This window comes from Marinococcus luteus, assembly GCF_034497705.1.
Classification (GTDB): Bacteria; Bacillota; Bacilli; order Bacillales; family Marinococcaceae; genus Marinococcus; species Marinococcus luteus_A.
This window is the reverse complement of record NZ_JAXRUV010000001.1, coordinates 518,247-533,473: the sequence shown is the minus strand read 5'-3', so window position 1 is coordinate 533,473 and position 15,227 is coordinate 518,247. Positions and strand designations below refer to the sequence as shown.

General features: G+C 48.5%; 29 protein-coding genes. 5 read left to right on the top strand and 24 right to left on the bottom strand.

Going from position 1 to position 15,227, the window contains the following annotated elements; translation table 11 throughout:
• Positions 1-15: 15 nt before the first annotated feature.
• On the top strand, positions 16-642 hold the full coding sequence (lexA, locus tag Q9M42_RS02810) for a transcriptional repressor LexA (RefSeq protein ID WP_022792125.1): 627 nt from the start codon (positions 16-18) through the stop codon (positions 640-642).
• A gap of 50 nt (positions 643-692) precedes the next feature.
• On the opposite strand, the gene Q9M42_RS02805 is transcribed toward lexA, so the two are convergent.
• The 17 genes from Q9M42_RS02805 to Q9M42_RS02725 all read right to left on the bottom strand — a co-directional run bounded on the left by Q9M42_RS02805 (position 693) and on the right by Q9M42_RS02725 (position 7,393).
• Positions 693-1,007 carry a hypothetical protein gene (locus Q9M42_RS02805; protein ID WP_322525011.1) on the bottom strand — a complete coding sequence of 105 codons (315 nt, stop codon included), beginning with the start codon at positions 1,005-1,007 and terminating at the stop codon, positions 693-695.
• A gap of 129 nt (positions 1,008-1,136) precedes the next feature.
• Positions 1,137-1,361 (bottom strand): hypothetical protein, encoded by a 225-nt coding sequence (locus Q9M42_RS02800; RefSeq protein WP_322525010.1) that lies wholly within the window; start codon positions 1,359-1,361, stop codon positions 1,137-1,139.
• A 95-nt stretch (positions 1,362-1,456) separates the two neighbouring features.
• Entirely contained in the window at positions 1,457-1,756 is a 300-nt protein-coding gene (locus Q9M42_RS02795; protein ID WP_322525009.1) for a hypothetical protein, read from the bottom strand.
• 173 nt (positions 1,757-1,929) lie between these two features.
• The gene (locus Q9M42_RS02790; protein WP_322525008.1) at positions 1,930-2,256 is read right to left on the bottom strand and encodes a hypothetical protein; all 327 of its coding nucleotides are present in this window, start codon (positions 2,254-2,256) and stop codon (positions 1,930-1,932) included.
• A 21-nt stretch (positions 2,257-2,277) separates the two neighbouring features.
• Positions 2,278-2,571, bottom strand: coding sequence for a hypothetical protein (locus Q9M42_RS02785; RefSeq protein ID WP_322525007.1), 294 nt, complete (start codon positions 2,569-2,571; stop codon positions 2,278-2,280).
• A gap of 70 nt (positions 2,572-2,641) precedes the next feature.
• Complete coding sequence (locus Q9M42_RS02780) at positions 2,642-2,884, bottom strand: hypothetical protein (protein ID WP_022792118.1); 243 nt, start codon at positions 2,882-2,884, stop codon at positions 2,642-2,644.
• A gap of 146 nt (positions 2,885-3,030) precedes the next feature.
• Positions 3,031-3,333, bottom strand: a complete 303-nt coding sequence (locus Q9M42_RS02775) for a hypothetical protein (protein WP_322525006.1) — start codon at positions 3,331-3,333, stop codon at positions 3,031-3,033.
• A 115-nt stretch (positions 3,334-3,448) separates the two neighbouring features.
• Positions 3,449-3,628, bottom strand: a complete 180-nt coding sequence (locus tag Q9M42_RS02770; RefSeq protein ID WP_322525005.1) for a hypothetical protein — start codon at positions 3,626-3,628, stop codon at positions 3,449-3,451.
• A gap of 173 nt (positions 3,629-3,801) precedes the next feature.
• Positions 3,802-4,065: a hypothetical protein gene (locus Q9M42_RS02765; RefSeq protein ID WP_322525004.1), complete on the bottom strand. Its 264-nt coding sequence runs from the start codon at positions 4,063-4,065 to the stop codon at positions 3,802-3,804.
• Positions 4,066-4,317: 252 nt separating this feature from the next.
• Positions 4,318-4,539 (bottom strand): hypothetical protein, encoded by a 222-nt coding sequence (locus Q9M42_RS02760; protein WP_322525003.1) that lies wholly within the window; start codon positions 4,537-4,539, stop codon positions 4,318-4,320.
• A 254-nt stretch (positions 4,540-4,793) separates the two neighbouring features.
• On the bottom strand, positions 4,794-5,243 hold the full coding sequence (locus Q9M42_RS02755; RefSeq protein ID WP_322525002.1) for a hypothetical protein: 450 nt from the start codon (positions 5,241-5,243) through the stop codon (positions 4,794-4,796).
• Between the two features lie 15 nt (positions 5,244-5,258).
• Positions 5,259-5,588, bottom strand: coding sequence for a hypothetical protein (locus Q9M42_RS02750; protein ID WP_322525001.1), 330 nt, complete (start codon positions 5,586-5,588; stop codon positions 5,259-5,261).
• A gap of 33 nt (positions 5,589-5,621) precedes the next feature.
• Complete coding sequence (locus Q9M42_RS02745) at positions 5,622-5,939, bottom strand: hypothetical protein (protein ID WP_322525000.1); 318 nt, start codon at positions 5,937-5,939, stop codon at positions 5,622-5,624.
• Positions 5,940-6,000: 61 nt separating this feature from the next.
• On the bottom strand, positions 6,001-6,279 hold the full coding sequence (locus tag Q9M42_RS02740; RefSeq protein ID WP_322524999.1) for a hypothetical protein: 279 nt from the start codon (positions 6,277-6,279) through the stop codon (positions 6,001-6,003).
• 121 nt (positions 6,280-6,400) lie between these two features.
• Positions 6,401-6,628, bottom strand: a complete 228-nt coding sequence (locus Q9M42_RS02735; protein ID WP_322524998.1) for a hypothetical protein — start codon at positions 6,626-6,628, stop codon at positions 6,401-6,403.
• Positions 6,629-6,805: 177 nt separating this feature from the next.
• Positions 6,806-7,006, bottom strand: a complete 201-nt coding sequence (locus Q9M42_RS02730; protein WP_322524997.1) for a hypothetical protein — start codon at positions 7,004-7,006, stop codon at positions 6,806-6,808.
• Between the two features lie 33 nt (positions 7,007-7,039).
• A complete protein-coding gene (locus Q9M42_RS02725) occupies positions 7,040-7,393 on the bottom strand; it encodes an STAS/SEC14 domain-containing protein (RefSeq protein WP_322524996.1) in 354 nt (117 codons plus the stop codon).
• A gap of 157 nt (positions 7,394-7,550) precedes the next feature.
• Between Q9M42_RS02725 and Q9M42_RS02720 the strand changes: the two genes are divergently transcribed.
• Positions 7,551-7,985, top strand: a complete 435-nt coding sequence (locus tag Q9M42_RS02720) for a universal stress protein (RefSeq protein ID WP_322524995.1) — start codon at positions 7,551-7,553, stop codon at positions 7,983-7,985.
• 72 nt (positions 7,986-8,057) lie between these two features.
• On the opposite strand, the gene Q9M42_RS02715 is transcribed toward Q9M42_RS02720, so the two are convergent.
• A complete protein-coding gene (locus Q9M42_RS02715; RefSeq protein ID WP_322524994.1) occupies positions 8,058-8,798 on the bottom strand; it encodes a Crp/Fnr family transcriptional regulator in 741 nt (246 codons plus the stop codon).
• Between the two features lie 183 nt (positions 8,799-8,981).
• Here Q9M42_RS02715 and Q9M42_RS02710 point away from each other — a divergent pair, with 183 nt between their 5' ends.
• A complete protein-coding gene (locus tag Q9M42_RS02710; protein WP_322524993.1) occupies positions 8,982-9,605 on the top strand; it encodes a response regulator transcription factor in 624 nt (207 codons plus the stop codon).
• Positions 9,606-9,607: 2 nt separating this feature from the next.
• Here Q9M42_RS02710 and Q9M42_RS02705 read toward each other — a convergent pair whose 3' ends face one another.
• The 3 genes from Q9M42_RS02705 to Q9M42_RS02695 are packed head-to-tail and all read right to left on the bottom strand — an operon-like array spanning position 9,608 to position 11,376.
• Positions 9,608-10,492, bottom strand: a complete 885-nt coding sequence (locus Q9M42_RS02705; protein ID WP_322524992.1) for a universal stress protein — start codon at positions 10,490-10,492, stop codon at positions 9,608-9,610.
• Between the two features lie 45 nt (positions 10,493-10,537).
• Positions 10,538-10,864 (bottom strand): hypothetical protein, encoded by a 327-nt coding sequence (locus tag Q9M42_RS02700; protein WP_322524991.1) that lies wholly within the window; start codon positions 10,862-10,864, stop codon positions 10,538-10,540.
• A gap of 59 nt (positions 10,865-10,923) precedes the next feature.
• Positions 10,924-11,376 (bottom strand): hypothetical protein, encoded by a 453-nt coding sequence (locus tag Q9M42_RS02695; protein WP_322524990.1) that lies wholly within the window; start codon positions 11,374-11,376, stop codon positions 10,924-10,926.
• Between the two features lie 188 nt (positions 11,377-11,564).
• Between Q9M42_RS02695 and Q9M42_RS02690 the strand changes: the two genes are divergently transcribed.
• Positions 11,565-12,458, top strand: a complete 894-nt coding sequence (locus tag Q9M42_RS02690) for a universal stress protein (RefSeq protein ID WP_322524989.1) — start codon at positions 11,565-11,567, stop codon at positions 12,456-12,458.
• Positions 12,459-12,737: 279 nt separating this feature from the next.
• Positions 12,738-13,703, top strand: a complete 966-nt coding sequence (locus Q9M42_RS02685) for a thermonuclease family protein (protein ID WP_322524988.1) — start codon at positions 12,738-12,740, stop codon at positions 13,701-13,703.
• A gap of 71 nt (positions 13,704-13,774) precedes the next feature.
• Here Q9M42_RS02685 and Q9M42_RS02680 read toward each other — a convergent pair whose 3' ends face one another.
• The 3 genes from Q9M42_RS02680 to Q9M42_RS02670 all read right to left on the bottom strand — a co-directional run bounded on the left by Q9M42_RS02680 (position 13,775) and on the right by Q9M42_RS02670 (position 15,074).
• On the bottom strand, positions 13,775-14,419 hold the full coding sequence (locus Q9M42_RS02680) for a C40 family peptidase (protein WP_322524987.1): 645 nt from the start codon (positions 14,417-14,419) through the stop codon (positions 13,775-13,777).
• 149 nt (positions 14,420-14,568) lie between these two features.
• The gene (locus tag Q9M42_RS02675) at positions 14,569-14,775 is read right to left on the bottom strand and encodes a hypothetical protein (protein WP_022792098.1); all 207 of its coding nucleotides are present in this window, start codon (positions 14,773-14,775) and stop codon (positions 14,569-14,571) included.
• Between the two features lie 92 nt (positions 14,776-14,867).
• Positions 14,868-15,074 carry a hypothetical protein gene (locus tag Q9M42_RS02670; RefSeq protein WP_322524986.1) on the bottom strand — a complete coding sequence of 69 codons (207 nt, stop codon included), beginning with the start codon at positions 15,072-15,074 and terminating at the stop codon, positions 14,868-14,870.
• Positions 15,075-15,227: the final 153 nt, after the last annotated feature.

Below are 15,227 nucleotides of genomic sequence, written 5' to 3'. Positions count from 1 at the left end.
AAAGGAGGTGCGGAGATGAAGCTATCCAAGCGCCAGCAGCAAATTCTTGATTATATAAAAGAAGAAGTAAAAGAAAAAGGCTATCCGCCTTCGGTCCGGGAGATCGGAGAAGCCGTGGGGCTCGCCTCGAGTTCAACGGTGCACGGGCACCTCGCCCGCCTTGAAAACAAAAATTTAATCCGCCGCGACCCGACTAAGCCGCGGGCAATTGAAGTGCTTGAACTTGAAGACCAGGGCAGCGAGCCGATTCACGAAAGCAAAGCTGTATATGTGCCGGTGATCGGTAAAGTTACGGCCGGGGAGCCTATCACTGCGGTGGAAAATGTAGAAGAATACATCCCTCTTCCGGAGCGCATGGTGACCGATGAAGAACAGGTATACATGCTTACCATTCAGGGAGACAGCATGATAGAGGCCGGCATTTTTGACGGGGATCTTGTTGTCGTCCAAAAGCAGCAGACCGCTGATAACGGCGATATTATTGTTGCTATGACCGACGAAATGGAAGCGACGGTTAAACGGTTTTACAAAGAAGAAAACTTTATCCGCCTGCAGCCTGAAAATGCCACCATGGACCCGATCATTTTAGAAAACTGTACGATACTCGGCAGAGTCACCGGCGTTTTCCGCACCATCTTTTAATCATATAAACGGGGCCGTCTGCTTTGATGAAGCAGACGGCCCCGTTTATATTATGCCCGGCAAGCAAGCGTCCGATAGGAAGTAACAATTTTATTTCCTTCAATATCTCTATCGGTAATCACTATCACCGTGGCTGACGTAATATTTTCCTGTTCGATAAATTCGAGCCCCCGGTGCCAGAGCCATTCATACACCGTGGTCATGTCTACGTTCAGTTCATCTTTCCGGAGTGCTTCGGCCGTGATCTGCATCGACAGCAGCAGCTGTTCGCGCTCAAAGATATGAAGCACCGGTCCATTAAAATGTTCAGACTCCCCCGGGCTGCCTTCATACGGTCCGTGGTAAAAGTCAAGCAGGCGTGCCATCACGATTCCCCCTTTAACGACTTCGGCGCAGATACGTGCCTGAAGTTCGTTTTTCTATTGGTGAATTGTGATTCCTTTTCCCTGCACCTCTCCTGCTAAACCCGAATTTCTTCCACGTCTCCTGAAGGGTTATTGGTCGAGCCACTCTTTAATCTGCTGCTTGTCGTTATCATCAAGGTTGCCTTCCTCAATCCAGTAATTCACCAGCTTCATCATGCCCTGCTTGGACAGCCCCACCCGGCTGCTGTCAGATGGATGGCTGCTGATATCTGTTTTCCCGTATTGGTAAATGGATACATACGGCGCCTCCGCGTGGTTTAAATTGTGAAGGTCCTTCTTTTCAAAATGCAGCATTTGTATGCTCCTTTCTATTTTCCGGAATGTTTTTTACACCTGCGTCCGCCACAAAAAAGAGCCTCCCGGGAAGGAAAGCTCCGCTTAGCGTTTGTTTACATGGATTTAGAATACGGTTTGTGACAGATCGAATGATCGATAGTTTCATCGGATTCACCGCTGTACACACAGTCACAGGTATCTAATACGTAAGTATGCTCTTTGGCGTGAATGACCTGACTTCCCTGATGAAATAACAGTTTTTCATCGGCCGGCTGAAAATCACCCATCGAATGAAGCACCACCTCGTAGCCATCGGCGTATTCAATCACCTTGTAATGAATTTCATGACCGTCACTGCTATAGGTCACCTGCGGCTGCGTTCTGCATTTGAATTCCACTAAAGCCACTGTCATCCACCCCCTCCACTTATTTATACCACAGTTTTTTCGGTTCGAGAAGACACCCGGCCGTTTTTTTCAGAAAGAATTTCCTTCCCGAGTCAGTGAAAACCGTTTCTAAAGAATTCTGACATCAAAAGAACAGTGTGCCTGTTTCTTCTATATAAATAAAAACAAAAAGCACCCTCTCAGCTCGAGGGCGCTTCGAAATCTCTCAATAAATTGTCATAAGCTTTGTTTATTTCTCCGTCTGTCACGTCCTGCACGGTAATGACAAGACGCTTTTTTTCCGTCGGCTCTTCCTGTTTCAGATAATCCAGGCCGATGCTCCACAGCCAGTCGGGTACGTTTTCTTCCTTTAAACTAGCTTCGGCTGCCATCGCCGAAGTGGTCACCTGAACGAGCAGCACGAGCTCTTCGTCCTGATACACTTCGACTGATTCCCCGGCAAAATGGAGTGGACGTACGCGGTAGCCTTTCAGCCCTTCCTCGAAAAAATCCGGTTCCTGTGTCATCGTCATCCTCCTTTTATCCAATTACGACTGTTCCTGAAGCGCACTGCTTCCTTCAAGCTCAATACTTTTCTGATCCGAACGGGTGATGTAGGCCTGTCCGCCAAACTGAAAGCCTTCCCGGGTGTAAAAATATAAATCCAACGCAGGAGAAGTACTGTCGAATGCCTGGTGGAAAAATTCCTCGTTGTCGCAGTCTGTAATGGAAACGGTCCAGCGTTCAAGTGGCCCGCCGCCTGCCTGCAGCTGTCCTTCCTTTACGTGAATAACTTCATTTGTGGAAACTGTTTTAACAGCTTCAAGTGCTAGTGTCGGCATCGCGTCCTCCTGAGTTTCATTCTTTTAAAAAGGCGGCTTGTATAATACCGCCCGCGGAATGCGTTAATTTCTATTCATCTACCTGCCGTTTATATTCTTCATAAAGCTCGCGGCCTTCTTTTGTGATTTTAATACCGCTGTAAACCGCCTGGTCTTTTTCTCCGGACGCGTCGTCATACGTCACGTATCCGTGCTCCGCAAGCTCCTGAAAACGATCCTGCTCGATTTCATCCACTGGCGACCATTCGGCACCGATTTCCCCCCGTTCGACTCTTCCGGCCAGCTGGGCCATCGCTTCTTTTCTCGGACTCATGGCTTTCTCTCCTTTCCAATCTTTGAGCATCTTTTCACACCTATAATCCCCGAATTCGCGCGTATTAAACGTTCCCCTGGTTTCAGACTGGGGTGCATATAAAAAACAGGCGCCAGCTTTCGCTGTCACCCGTTTTTATACCTGCTTTATATCTGCACCAGTTCATCGAGACCATCGAGGTGGCAATGCTTCTTCCCCCCGCCTTCAATGTTTTTAAACTGAACAAGCCCCTGATACTCTGCTTCTTCGGTTTTGAACCGGATGCTGATGCTGTTTCGATTGGTAAACTCTTCGGAAAATTCCTGTTCTGCATTATAAATGGCCAGCGTCCAGGCGCTTTCTCCGATCCTGTCCGGATCGGACGTTTCAAGATACAAGTACGCAGACTCAAATCGCAGCTCCGATTCGTCGAGTACAATTTCGTTAATTTCCTGAGTTTCCTGTTTCATTTTTGTCGCCCCTTCACTCTAATAGGTGCTGCGCATACCGGCAGAATCTCCGGCTTCTTTTTATGCTATTACACCTGGGCGCCGGTTTGAAACCTCGGAAGAGCAGCAGCTGGGCTTACTTCTTCCATTTATGAATGACGTAAAAAGCCACTGCCGGGGTTGGAAACTGTGTTAATCCCCACAGGCCCCACTTCCATTTGGCTTTTCCCTGCTTTTCGGCTTCCCGGTAAAGCCACCAGGCCTGAAGCAAAAGCAGCGGAACCAGCAGCCAGGCGGTATTTCTTTTTTTGTTCATCATCATCTTCCTCTCTGACAAAGACTGGGAGGTACTTTGTTTATTATACTACGCCAGTGCTTTTAATAGTTCCCCCACCTAATAAAAAAACCGGACTTTCTGGAAAAAGTCCGGCCCACCTCTGAGTAATAAACAAAAAGTTCCCGGTCCAGTGCCGGCCTAAACGAATCGTGTTACATATTGTCCTTCTGTTTCCACTGTTCATTTAAAACAGGCAGATCACTTACAACAGATATGATTCGTTCATTTTCCCGAAAATCCCGTATGCCGTTCAGCAATTCCTCTTCAGTGTTAAAAATATGCTTTTCTTTAGCCGGGAATTTTTCCTTAATGTCTTCTTTGGTCCCTACGAACACTTCATTTCCTTCTTCATCGATCACGTAAGAAAATTGAGAGATAGCGCATGCTCCTTTCAACTTCTGTTCCGCCCAAAGCATAACACTCCTTCTTTCTATTGCATAGGAAATAAATGGTATTAACGCAACGTACATTCAGTATCCTATTGAAATTACAGAGGCTCTGTTTTGACGATAATGTATATAAAAAGAAACAAAAAAACACTTTTTGATAACAGCTGAATCACTACTGATGATTCTATTTCGCAACGTCATATATTGTATAATTTAAAACACAAATAATAATTAAGGCAACATCAGATATCCTTTCCTTTATTATCAGCAGCCATATGGTTAATACAAAATATACGTATTTCCGTGAAGCGTCATTGTTCCCTGGTCAAATGGCATATAAATCCTGTCATACTTCGGGGAAAACGAGCTGTCATCAAGCGCATGGATGTCAAAGACAAACCCGTCGTCGGTCTCCCAGGTTAAACAGTGCAAAAGGCTCCCCTCATCGCTTAACAGTACCTGCACATAACGGACATGACGGTTGACATACACGGTAGCCATCGTTTATCCCCCTCTCCTTTATAATACTTCAAATTTAAGTAATAAAGTACTATTATTTTTTAAAATTACTGAATTTATTTCCTGGTCCTTTCTAACCTGATTCAGTTCTTTTCAGCGTTGTATATATTCCATCGCTTTATGTATTACTACAATATGTTTTATTTGTATATACTTTAATGTTTTATTAAAGATACAACAATCCAAATACAATACAAAAAACAGCCCGAAGTGTCTCCGGACTGAAACTGTTGTTTTTATTCTTCGATATAAGGAAGCAGTGCCTGCTTAAATAACATCGATGCCTGTTCTTCATTAAATACAGTACCTGTTTCCGTTTCCCATCTGCATGTGTTTAAGTCCTTCAGGTAAGCACTGCGGGGCCGGACGTCACTGACGTTGTAGGCAGAGTCATTAATACGGATTTTGAAGCTTATTTCCAGAAAGCCTTTACGGGTGAAAACCTCGCCGTTCTCAATAATAAGCTCGGAAACGCCGTAAAAGTATTTTACATGCTTGTTGCTTTTTACTTTTTCTACTTTTAAATCCGACCGGCCGTTAATGGTTCCCATTAACTCATCGAACATGCCTGTCAGCTCCTCAGAGCAGGCACGTATGCTTTCCATCTGTTTTTCTTCCTCCACGGTGGACACCTGTTTTTTATTCTGACGAGCCGTGCTTGATAACTGATGAATCCAATCGTCCATGTAAGACTCCTCCTTTTAGCGCAGAAACTTCATTTTACTGTTCACGTCGTCGTCGAGCGGCGCGTAGGCCCCTTCGATATAGTGCCACTTGATTAAGAATTTTGACCGGACAAGCTTTCTCTCGCGCTGCGACTGCAGCAGCTTTTCCCCGTCTTCATCTTCATCGAGCTCGGCTTCGATTTCATGTTCGATCCATATGCCCATCTCATCGATGGAATCGATTTTGACGATTATAAACTTTTCCATCGTTTTAGGCGCAAGAATCAATTGCAGCACCTTATCTTCTTTTGCTATATCTGCGAGGGCGATTCTAACATTTTTTCCTATTGAATTTCGAAATGACATATTTACCTCCTGGGGAATTTTTAAAGCTGCTGGTCAGTATCCGTAAGCTTCGAATTCTTTTAGAAGATCTTCATAAGGAGTAATCAATTTGCCGTTATCCAGATCTTTTTCTGTAATTACCATCCGCTGGCGGTCGCCGGGATCATTTTTCTCCAAATAATCGATTCCGGTATCCCACAGCCAGTGCAGCAGGTCCGCTTTGTCCGGGCGGTGCGGTGACTCTACTGCCCCGTCGGTCATCTGAATAAGCAGGGCGAGCCCGTCAAAATCCATTATTTCTATGGAATGCGAGGCGTTTAGGGCGTTCGGGAAAAACGGGCGGTATTCAGGATGGTTATAATACGTGTCCATAAAAATTCCTCCTCTGCGGCCGGCATATTCATGGAAAAAGCACCCCGGGCGGGATGCTTTATTAGTACTTGCTAATTTTCCCCTGGCCTTTGATAACAATATTTCCTTCTGCTTCTTCATCGCCTGTTTTTGATGCCCTGCCTTTACCTTCATACTCCACCAGGCTGTTATCCTTAATGCGGAATTCATTGCCCTGATCCGAAAACAAATCCATGCCTCCGGTGAAATTAATCAATTCCGCCTGCCATGTATTGTCGTCTTCGATCGTCAATATACCGCTTTCTATCGGGATTTCGCCCCGTTTATCACACGTTATAAATTGAAATTCCAGTTTTTCCATTCCTATTGTCCTCCTCCATATGCTGTGAGGCAGCAAAGCTTTCGTCTGCCATTCTTTCTATTCCCGTCTTTCCCTGTTGTGGTCGGGTTAAAAACCGGGATCCTCGTTTTTGTGAATGAAACTACAGTTTTTTTGCCCAGACGATCGTGTCATGGACAGCCTTGGCCTCATGACGCAGTTCGTTGCTTTTTTTCATTCTGTCGATTCTCACAAGTACTGTAGCAGCATGAAGCTTTCCTTCAAATCGCTCCGACAGCTCGTCTGCCACCTTCATTTCGTGGGATTTTCCTCTGTCCTCCAAATATTCGATAATCAAATTATCCAGCTGTTTTTTCTGCTTTTTATTCACGGTGCTCCCTCCTTTGAAGTACGTAGCATAGCCATTAGTCACTTTTACCCGCTTTTACTGCCAGGGTAATCCTTTTTCTGCGCCGCCTGAAAGATATTTTGTTAAACAGTTATCAGTTAACATAATTATATTATATATTAATCAACAAGCGCCTCTTCAAAGAGACACCGCGATCTTTTACAGTCTTTCCACTAGCGCCACCACTTCTGTAGTCGCAGCGTTTTCCCCAAACATTGTATACTCTATATCAACCACTCTGAATTTTTCGTCCGGTTCCAGAGCAATGGTTTCACCAATGCGGGGGATGAAGCTTGTTGTCTGTTCTTTTCTGATGTCGTTTTCCCCCTGGACAGCTAGTTTCACGGTTGCTTCACTCATGTTGCCAGCTCCTTTCTTTTGGGTTCGCAATTTTTATTTCATCAGCCATTCCCGAGCCTGCCCCTTTTCTGTCTGTCCGAAGTGCTTGGTTTCCACTCCAGGAAGAAGCTTGCCGAAGGCTTCCGCTGCTTTTATGCCTTTTTCATCACTGACTAGCGCTATTTTCTGAAATTCCTTTATGCTTTTCAGCCATTTCAGGTCCTCTATGACTGCCTGGGGCGTCATTCCTTTCCAGTCGGTCACCATCACAAGCAGATTGATCGGGGTGTCGTTCTGCTTCACGGCATCAAACGATTTCTGAAACGTTTCGTAATCTTCTTCTGTCAGCTTTCCGCTGATTTCGATCTCGATCATATGGTCTGTTTCCATCGAGGTAACGGTCAGCACGTTAAAGCACCTCCTGCGAGCTTTTATTTGTTTTAATTCCCGGCATTTCCCTCTTTTAATCGGTCAGAGGACAATTTTTGCGTTCGTTAACAGGAAAATATGCTTACGAACTAGAAGTACGCAGTGGAAACACAATAATTTCTTTAGGAGGCATATTATGCATACAATGGACGTTATTTTAGTTGCTGTGGACGGTTCAGAGGAAGCAGATTACGCGTTTGAAACTGCTCTTCCAATTGCTAAAGCCCAGGGATCGCAGCTTGTGATCACTCAGGTGATCAACCGCAACGCCTACCGGCCGATGAGCAATTACGACTCCACCGTCATCGGCAATGTGGAGGATGAAGCGCGCCAGCTGCTTAATAAATATAAAAAGCAGGCGGAGGAATTCGGTATCACGGATGTAGTGGCTGATATCGAATATGGATCACCAAAAACAGCTATCCCACGCGATCTTGTACCAAAATACAACGTCGATTTAATTGTCACAGGTGCGACTGGCTTAAATGCCGTCGAGAAGATTTTTCTTGGCAGCGTATCCGAGCACATTACAAAAAACGCCGACTGCAGCGTCATGGTCGTACGACTTTAATCCAAAAAACACCAAAAACCCGGTGCCTGGAAGAGGCACCGGGGGATCCTGGTTTTATTACATTAGGCGTTACTACAGACGGCATATTTCACTGGAGCAAAGGTTATCAAGCGGGCAGTTGCACAGCCTGCGCAGATAGAGCATGTTATGAATAACAATACGGCCGTTCTCATAGGAAATAACGCCGGCCTTTTTCCATTCGTTCAGGCAGCGGTTCACGCCTTCCCGGGATAAGCCGATGTATTCCCCAAGCTCGGTGTTGGTAAGCTTCAGCTGCAGGACAGTGCCGCTCCCCCTATCCGATCCGTGCGTTGTGCTGAGGCGGATCAGGGTTGAGGCCAGGGCGCCATTTTTCCCGTACAGCAGCAGATCCCGGAATTTTGACTGCTCCTTTAACGAGTTGCTGCCCATCCATTGCATCATTTTCAGGGAAAAGGTGCCGGATGCTTTAATCAATGCATCAATGTCTGTTTTTTTAATTACGCCTACCGTACTGGCGACTGAGACCCGCGCCGAAAAATCATGGCGCACCGCATTCAGATTGCCATATTCACCGGCCAGGTCTCCGCTTCCTAGCAGCGAAATTGTTAATTCTTTTCCGTCGCTCGTGCTTTTTTGAATTTTCACGGTTCCTTCATAGAGAAAATAGAAATAATCAGAAGGGTCTCCTTCTAAATACAGATACGTCCCGGCCCGTTTGTGCGCCAGCTGCGTGCGCTCCTGAAAACGTTCAAACTCTTCAGGAGACAGCATACTTGCAAAAGATCCGCTCGGTTTTTCGTGCAAAGAAAGATTTTGAAGGGGCCTGCTCATTATTTCCATCTCCTTTGATAGTGTTACCATGATACTATCAAAGGAGTTTTCTAAAAAATATAAGGGAAAACCCTTAATTATTTTTTCCTGTTTTTTTAACAATTGATGGTTAATGCTATAGGCACGTATTCTCGAAAGTTTTCCATACATGAACGTCTAACCAGTGCATAAGAGGGTGACAGCATGATTTCAATCGTTTTAGTAAGCAGACGTCCGATCTATCAGAAAGCGTTAAAAATACTGCTCGAAGAAGCTTCTGACTGTACCGTTATTAAGGAAACAGCCGGATGGTCACCTTCAGAGACTTTATCATCCCGAGGCCGGAAGCCCGTCTATGTCATTGATGCGGGCACGCTTTCACCGGAAGCGGCCATCTTCGAACGCCCACTGCTTCCGGCCGTATTTCTAGTCGCCGGGGAGGAGACGTCTGCTTTCCTGCAGCAGGTGTACGAACGCGCCTCCACCGGGTGCCTTTTGCATACCGATTCCCTGGACGATTTATACGGGGCCATCCGGGCGGCCGCCCGGCATAACCGCTACGCCTCTGCTTCCTTCCAGGCCCTGATGCAGGCCCAAAGTGTCCCTCCTCCCGGCCGCACCCCAAGGCGGCTCTCCCCGAGGGAATGGGAGGTGCTTTACTATATAACGCTTGGCTACGCCAATAAAGAAATTGCCGAGACGCTCGTGATCAGCGTGAAAACCGTGGAGGCTCACCGTACCAATCTGATGGAAAAGCTCGCAATGAAAACCCGGAAGGAACTCGTGGAGTACGCCTATCAAACCGGGCTGATTCATTCTAGAAAATAATCTTACTGCTCTCTATGCTCGAGCGGCTGCCGAACCACCAGCACATCACAGATCGCCCGGTGGGCAATGCCCTCCGCCACACTTCCGAGCAGCAATCGCTCCGTCCTGTTCCTTCCGGACGCGCCGCTCACGATCAGGTCAATTTCGTGTTGCACGGCATATTCCTGTGGAATAATGAGTTTGGCCGCCCCGTAGAGCAGCGACGTTGTTACGTTAGCGACGCCGAGACGCTCTGCTTCTGCTTTATAACCCTCCAGCATTTTCCGGTCATCGTCCTCCATCGTTTTTAAAATATGGGCGTTCAAAGAGGTGGAATACAGCATATGCGAGTTAAACACGTGCACGATAAACAGATCCGCCTCCGTCTGCAGTGCAAGTTGGACGCCCTTTTCAAATGCCAGCCCTGCCTCCTCGGAGCCGTCCACGGCTATCAGAATTTTTTTATGTCCGCCTTCGCTTTCCCGCCGGACGATAAGCACATCCTCCCTGGCTCTGCGGAGAATACCGCTCGACACGCTCCCCATCACTAATTTTTCCACCGTGCCCATCCCTGAAGCTCCGGTAACGATCAGTTCAGCCCCAAACTCTGGAACAAGCTCTTTCGCCACCGTCGACTTGGGGGCGCCGGAGCGAAGCACCGTCTCCACCTTCGTCACTCCCGCGCTTTCGGCTTCGGCTGTGAACTGCTGTAGCAACGCCTCGTTCTTTTTTTTCGTCTCGTCCCATGCTGATGGCACGTAATACTGAAACGCACTGAAATCCCGTTCATTAACCACATGCGCGAAAACAAGCGTGGCCTCAAACCTGCCGGCAAGCAGCATAGCCGTCCGGGCGGCCCGTTTCGCTTCCTCGGATGGATCCACAGCAGCAAGAATTGTTTTATACATATCGCATCTCCTTTGTATGTTTATTTTCTGTTATGTTTTCAGCCTTCAGGACAACGGCAGATTCGCTTCCGAAAAATAATACGTCACCATGCCACCCTGGAACGTGCGCTCCACCGTTTCATACGGAGGCACCCGTTCAATTCCGATAATTTTAAACGTCCGGCTTCCCACCGTGACAGCGTCCGCAAGCTCCAGTTCGATATTTAAAAACTCCATCCCCCGGGCACACTTTCGAACGTTTTCCCTCGTACCGATATAGAGCACTTCCTCCCGCCGATCCGGCTCGTCAAAAATATACACAAACCGTATATACTCCTCTTCTCTCACTTCTGCCGTGATTGCCCCCGCATATCCGTAGTATTGCTTCTGCATATTCAAGCAGTCCTCCTTTATTACTTGTACGCTTCGCAAACGTTCTTCTGTTCGAGTGCCTACATGACCCGGAAGGTCCACATGCCGGCCCGCCTCTGTTTTACAGTCGCGTCCCCCACAGGAAGGGCTGCTTTTGTCGTTAAGGAATAGTATTTCCTGAATACATGCAGCGTCCATTCCTCCAGGGTAAACGCCGTCTCCCCCTCCTCCGGAAGCCTGCTGATAAACGACAGCCCGTAAAAGTACCGCTTCATCTGCGCCGAGGCCTGCAGCGACGGCGTGTCGATCGCTATAAAGGCAGCGTGGTTCAGCGCTCCGGGAAGCGCATGCTCTGTCATTAACGAATATTCCTGCCATTCATACGTATGAAAATAGTACACATAAAACGGAAGGAGGCAGGCAATTTCCTGGTTTCGCTCCGCTAAACCGTTTAATTCCGGCAGGGTTTGCGGAATGGCCCCACCGCATTCCTTCAGCATTTCCTTCCAGACAATCTGCTTTAATCCATCCATTATACCGAAACTCCTTTGTGCTGTATTTTCAAAGCCCCTTCAGGCTGTAATAGTTTTCACTTTTAACTGTTTATGAACTCAGTATAAATAGGAAAGTCCCAGGCGGATGTGAGGTTCCTCACACGCAGGAAGAAAAAAATGAGCTAAACTATAGACATACCACTAAAAGCCAGAAGGGACTGATTGCAATGGCATTGCACTATGAACGAATCCTCGTCGCTCTCGACGGTTCGGAGGAATCAGAATACGCGCTTCAAAAAGGGATTGAAACTGCCCTCACCTATGGAAGCGCTCTCGCGTTCTGCTATATTATCGATTACCACAATATCCGCGAGCTCCGCCAGGAGTCCCCGGATCTGTTAAGCGCGTCGGAACGTATTGGCAGCGACATTCTGGACCGTGCTAAAAAAAGCGCCGAGGATCAGGGCGTGAAAAACGTCCTGACATTTATGAAGGAAGGGCCTCCCAAAGCGTTAATTCCCGGCGAAATAGCCCATGAGTTCGGAGCCGACCTGATTCTTTCCGGGGGCTCGGGAGCCGGTACGTTTGAAAAAAGGGTTTTTGGAAGCGTGGCCGCAAGCATCGTCCGCCACGCCTCGTGCGACGTCTGGATTGTCAAAAACGAAGAGCCGCCAAAGCCGTACAGCTCTGTTCTGATTGCTGTCGACGGCTCCGAGGTCTCGACAAGCGCTTTATATGCCGGACTCGACATTGCCAAACGGGAGAAAAGCCGCGTGCAGGTTATATACGTGCTGAATACGCCGTTTATTTCTTCGGCCGAATACCATACCGAGGATATTGTTCAGATGTACAGGGAACGCGGAAAAGAGCTGCTCGAGGAATACCGGAATTTAAGTGCCGCAGAAGACATTTCGGCGATTGATTTTTCCGTCGAATACGGAGCACCGAAGGTAGTGATTCCAACCGAGGCCGCCAAAAAATTCGAAGCGGACCTGATTGTTGCCGGCTCCTCCGGGATGGGACGAGCTGAGCGCCTGTTTCTCGGGAGCGTCTCAGAGAGTCTCGTACGGCGAGCCGCCTGCGATGTGCTGATTGTGCGAAACGACTACCTGCCGAAATAATTTGGGGGTACAGACCCTGCGCTGCAGAGGCGCAGGGTTTTTTTTGTTCACTTCCAGCCTTAGGGGGAATTGCCCCTCCCCCTTGTAAAACGTGTACTTTTTATGGCAGTTCTATGCTGTTGCATACTTTCAGCGACAAGCACTGCTGGATTAGTTATTTTCTTTTCACATGCTTTCTTGTACACTATTATTAACTATGAGAACCGAGACTTTTTACGCAGATTACGTCCATCTATTACCTATCTATGGGCTAACCAATTATGCAGCGGGGTGATTCTATTGAAAAAACCAGTCAGGCTTTTGTCCTCCACTCTGGCGCTGACGCTCTTTCTAACTGCATGCAGCGAAGAGTCCGGTGAGGAGAGCGGCAGTGACACCGCGGAAGAACAGACGAATGAACAAACATCCGAAGAGGAAAGTACTGCAGACACCGAAGAGCAGACAGAAGAAAATAACGAGAGTGCGGATGACGAGGCCGCTTCCGGCAGTGAAAATGACGAAACGACAGAAGAACAACAGCCGGAGGACGCCAGCAACACCGAAGAAGCATCTAACGGTAATTCCTCTGAAGACAGCGAAAGCACCGATGAGGAAGCATCGGCAGACGCCCAGTCCGACTCTGATGCAGAAGACACGAACGCGACAGTAACCAACATTGTCGATGGAGATACTATCGATGTAGACTACGAAGGAGGCGAGGAGCGCATTCGTCTCATTCTCGTCGACACGCCGGAGACCAAGCATCCACAGATGGACGTACAGCCATTCGGCCCGGAAGCTACAGAATTTACGACAAGCGTGCTGGAAGGTGAAGACGTGCGGCTTGAGCTCGGCGTCGAAGAACGGGACTACTACGGCCGGCTGCTTGCCTACGTATTCGTTGATGGCGAAAACTTCAACCAGCAGCTGATTGAGGAAGGTCTCGCCCGGGTAGCCGTCTATCCGCCAAACACGGAATATCTCGACGAATTTGAAGCCGCGGAGGAGGAAGCCCGGTCGGCCGGCATCGGTATCTGGTCGCTCGAGGATTATGTGACTGACGACGGCTACGAGGAGCAGGACGACGAATCACAGGATTCCCCCGGCGAGTCCGGCTCCTCCGACAGCGGGGAATCCTCTGAAGACGTGTATTATGAAAACTGTGACGCTGCCCGCGACGCAGGAGCTGACCCGGTCCGCGAAGACGACCCGGGCTACGGCGGCCACCTGGATCGTGACGGGGACGGCGTCGGCTGTGAAACGTAATAGGATAAAAATAGAAAGCAGGCCCAGCATACGCTGCCAGGGCCTGCTTTCTATTTGCGGGAGCGGACTCCTTAATTCTGCGGTACTACTTCCACATAGTTTTCATGCGTCGTAATATACGTGCCGGACAGTAGTTCAAACAGATCCGACCGTTCCTCCATCGGTACACGGCGCTCGATCGTGAATGCTTCTCCTTCGTTAGCTTTACCCGCAACAGCCCCGCTATCCCAGGACGGTTCGCTGCGATAATTCACCTGGCTCGCGACCACCCGGAGCAGGTCTCCCTTTCCGCCTACGTTGGTGAGCGGCCCTGCTGTGCTGTCGACGACACGGCGGGCCCCGACGTAGCGGGACTGCCAGTAGTCCCGCGTGGAGTCGGCGAATGCCACCCCGGTGGACTCCTGCGCCCCTAAAAATGTCTCTCCGTCCACATAGAAGCCGACGTGGGTCACGTCGTTATGGTTCAGGTCCTCCGAGCGGGTGTCCTTCCAGAACAGCAGATCTCCCGTTCGCAGATCTTCGTCTGAAATTGGCGTGCCTGTCTCCGACTGGCTGGCTGCGGTTCGCGGAATACTCTCGCCGGTGACGTACTCAATCACGTAGCGGACAAAGCCGCTGCAGTCAAAGGTGTCCGTGCCATCGCCGCCGAATTCATACGGCGTGCCGAGGTGATCCTCCCCGTACGTAATCAGCTGATGCCCTAATGTTTGTGCCAATGCTCATCATCCTTTCCTGAAGCGAGTAGGTGCCGGCTTTTTGCCGTCCTATACAGTAAAGGAGTCCGGATGGCCTTTTTTACAACCATCCGCCAAAAATTTTTTAATCAATTGAAAAAAAGCATCCGCCCGCAGGCAGATGCTCGCTCTCAAATAAAGTTGACGCTGACGCTTGTTACTTTTTTGCATTCCACTTCGGTGTTGAACCATTCACTGAATACTTCGGACATTTTCAGATCCTGCTTTTTGCCTTTTTTCAGCTTTTCAATAATTTCATCCACGCTCGGGGTCTCGTTGGACTTCGGCACAATCAGCCGGTCCCCGTCTTCGATGAAAAAGATAATAGATGTGTACATAACGATCCCTCCCAAAATTTTAATACCGTCATCCATTTTACATTTAATCGGGGAAAACGACCACCAATTAAGAAAAAATGACGCCACCGCAATCAGATTTGTCCGGCCCGGTGACGCTCCCAGCTCCAGGCGAACACCTCCCCTGCCTCCCACAGATCGCTTTCATGATGCCACCCCGAGCGGACCGGCGTAAATTTAATATAGTACCACTCCGGTCCCTGGTGGTGATTTTGAAGCATCATCACGCCCCACTGTTGCCTTGCCTCGCTGAATACGCGCGTGCCTGGTTCGTAATTCAAAGTAACCGCCCCTTTGCCTTCTTCATTTCAGCTGTACGTTCAAAAGGCAGTCCGCAGGCGTATTTGACAACCCCTACCTCTATTTTCCTGTGGTACAATAGGCTTAACAAATGACGGGAGGCGGGGCGCGATGGCTTCCATTATTGCCGCTTT

Coding starts and splice junctions, on each gene's coding strand:
- Q9M42_RS02795 (WP_322525009.1), bottom strand. CDS start 1,756: ATGACAGTGGCTTTAGTGGAATTCAAATGCAGAACGCAGCCGCAGGTG.
- Q9M42_RS02720 (WP_322524995.1), top strand. CDS start 7,551: ATGCATACAATGGACGTTATTTTAGTTGCTGTGGACGGTTCAGAGGAA.
- Q9M42_RS02745 (WP_322525000.1), bottom strand. CDS start 5,939: ATGGACACGTATTATAACCATCCTGAATACCGCCCGTTTTTCCCGAAC.
- Q9M42_RS02700 (WP_322524991.1), bottom strand. CDS start 10,864: ATGCAGAAGCAATACTACGGATATGCGGGGGCAATCACGGCAGAAGTG.
- Q9M42_RS02775 (WP_322525006.1), bottom strand. CDS start 3,333: ATGAAACAGGAAACTCAGGAAATTAACGAAATTGTACTCGACGAATCG.
- Q9M42_RS02780 (WP_022792118.1), bottom strand. CDS start 2,884: ATGAGTCCGAGAAAAGAAGCGATGGCCCAGCTGGCCGGAAGAGTCGAA.
- Q9M42_RS02675 (WP_022792098.1), bottom strand. CDS start 14,775: ATGTACACATCTATTATCTTTTTCATCGAAGACGGGGACCGGCTGATT.
- lexA (WP_022792125.1), top strand. CDS start 16: ATGAAGCTATCCAAGCGCCAGCAGCAAATTCTTGATTATATAAAAGAA.
- Q9M42_RS02750 (WP_322525001.1), bottom strand. CDS start 5,588: ATGTCATTTCGAAATTCAATAGGAAAAAATGTTAGAATCGCCCTCGCA.
- Q9M42_RS02730 (WP_322524997.1), bottom strand. CDS start 7,006: ATGAGTGAAGCAACCGTGAAACTAGCTGTCCAGGGGGAAAACGACATC.
- Q9M42_RS02800 (WP_322525010.1), bottom strand. CDS start 1,361: ATGCTGCATTTTGAAAAGAAGGACCTTCACAATTTAAACCACGCGGAG.
- Q9M42_RS02705 (WP_322524992.1), bottom strand. CDS start 10,492: ATGTATAAAACAATTCTTGCTGCTGTGGATCCATCCGAGGAAGCGAAA.
- Q9M42_RS02770 (WP_322525005.1), bottom strand. CDS start 3,628: ATGAACAAAAAAAGAAATACCGCCTGGCTGCTGGTTCCGCTGCTTTTG.
- Q9M42_RS02805 (WP_322525011.1), bottom strand. CDS start 1,007: ATGGCACGCCTGCTTGACTTTTACCACGGACCGTATGAAGGCAGCCCG.
- Q9M42_RS02765 (WP_322525004.1), bottom strand. CDS start 4,065: ATGCTTTGGGCGGAACAGAAGTTGAAAGGAGCATGCGCTATCTCTCAA.
- Q9M42_RS02785 (WP_322525007.1), bottom strand. CDS start 2,571: ATGCCGACACTAGCACTTGAAGCTGTTAAAACAGTTTCCACAAATGAA.
- Q9M42_RS02755 (WP_322525002.1), bottom strand. CDS start 5,243: ATGGACGATTGGATTCATCAGTTATCAAGCACGGCTCGTCAGAATAAA.
- Q9M42_RS02790 (WP_322525008.1), bottom strand. CDS start 2,256: ATGACACAGGAACCGGATTTTTTCGAGGAAGGGCTGAAAGGCTACCGC.
- Q9M42_RS02715 (WP_322524994.1), bottom strand. CDS start 8,798: ATGAGCAGGCCCCTTCAAAATCTTTCTTTGCACGAAAAACCGAGCGGA.
- Q9M42_RS02695 (WP_322524990.1), bottom strand. CDS start 11,376: ATGGATGGATTAAAGCAGATTGTCTGGAAGGAAATGCTGAAGGAATGC.
- Q9M42_RS02760 (WP_322525003.1), bottom strand. CDS start 4,539: ATGGCTACCGTGTATGTCAACCGTCATGTCCGTTATGTGCAGGTACTG.
- Q9M42_RS02740 (WP_322524999.1), bottom strand. CDS start 6,279: ATGGAAAAACTGGAATTTCAATTTATAACGTGTGATAAACGGGGCGAA.
- Q9M42_RS02690 (WP_322524989.1), top strand. CDS start 11,565: ATGGCATTGCACTATGAACGAATCCTCGTCGCTCTCGACGGTTCGGAG.
- Q9M42_RS02710 (WP_322524993.1), top strand. CDS start 8,982: ATGATTTCAATCGTTTTAGTAAGCAGACGTCCGATCTATCAGAAAGCG.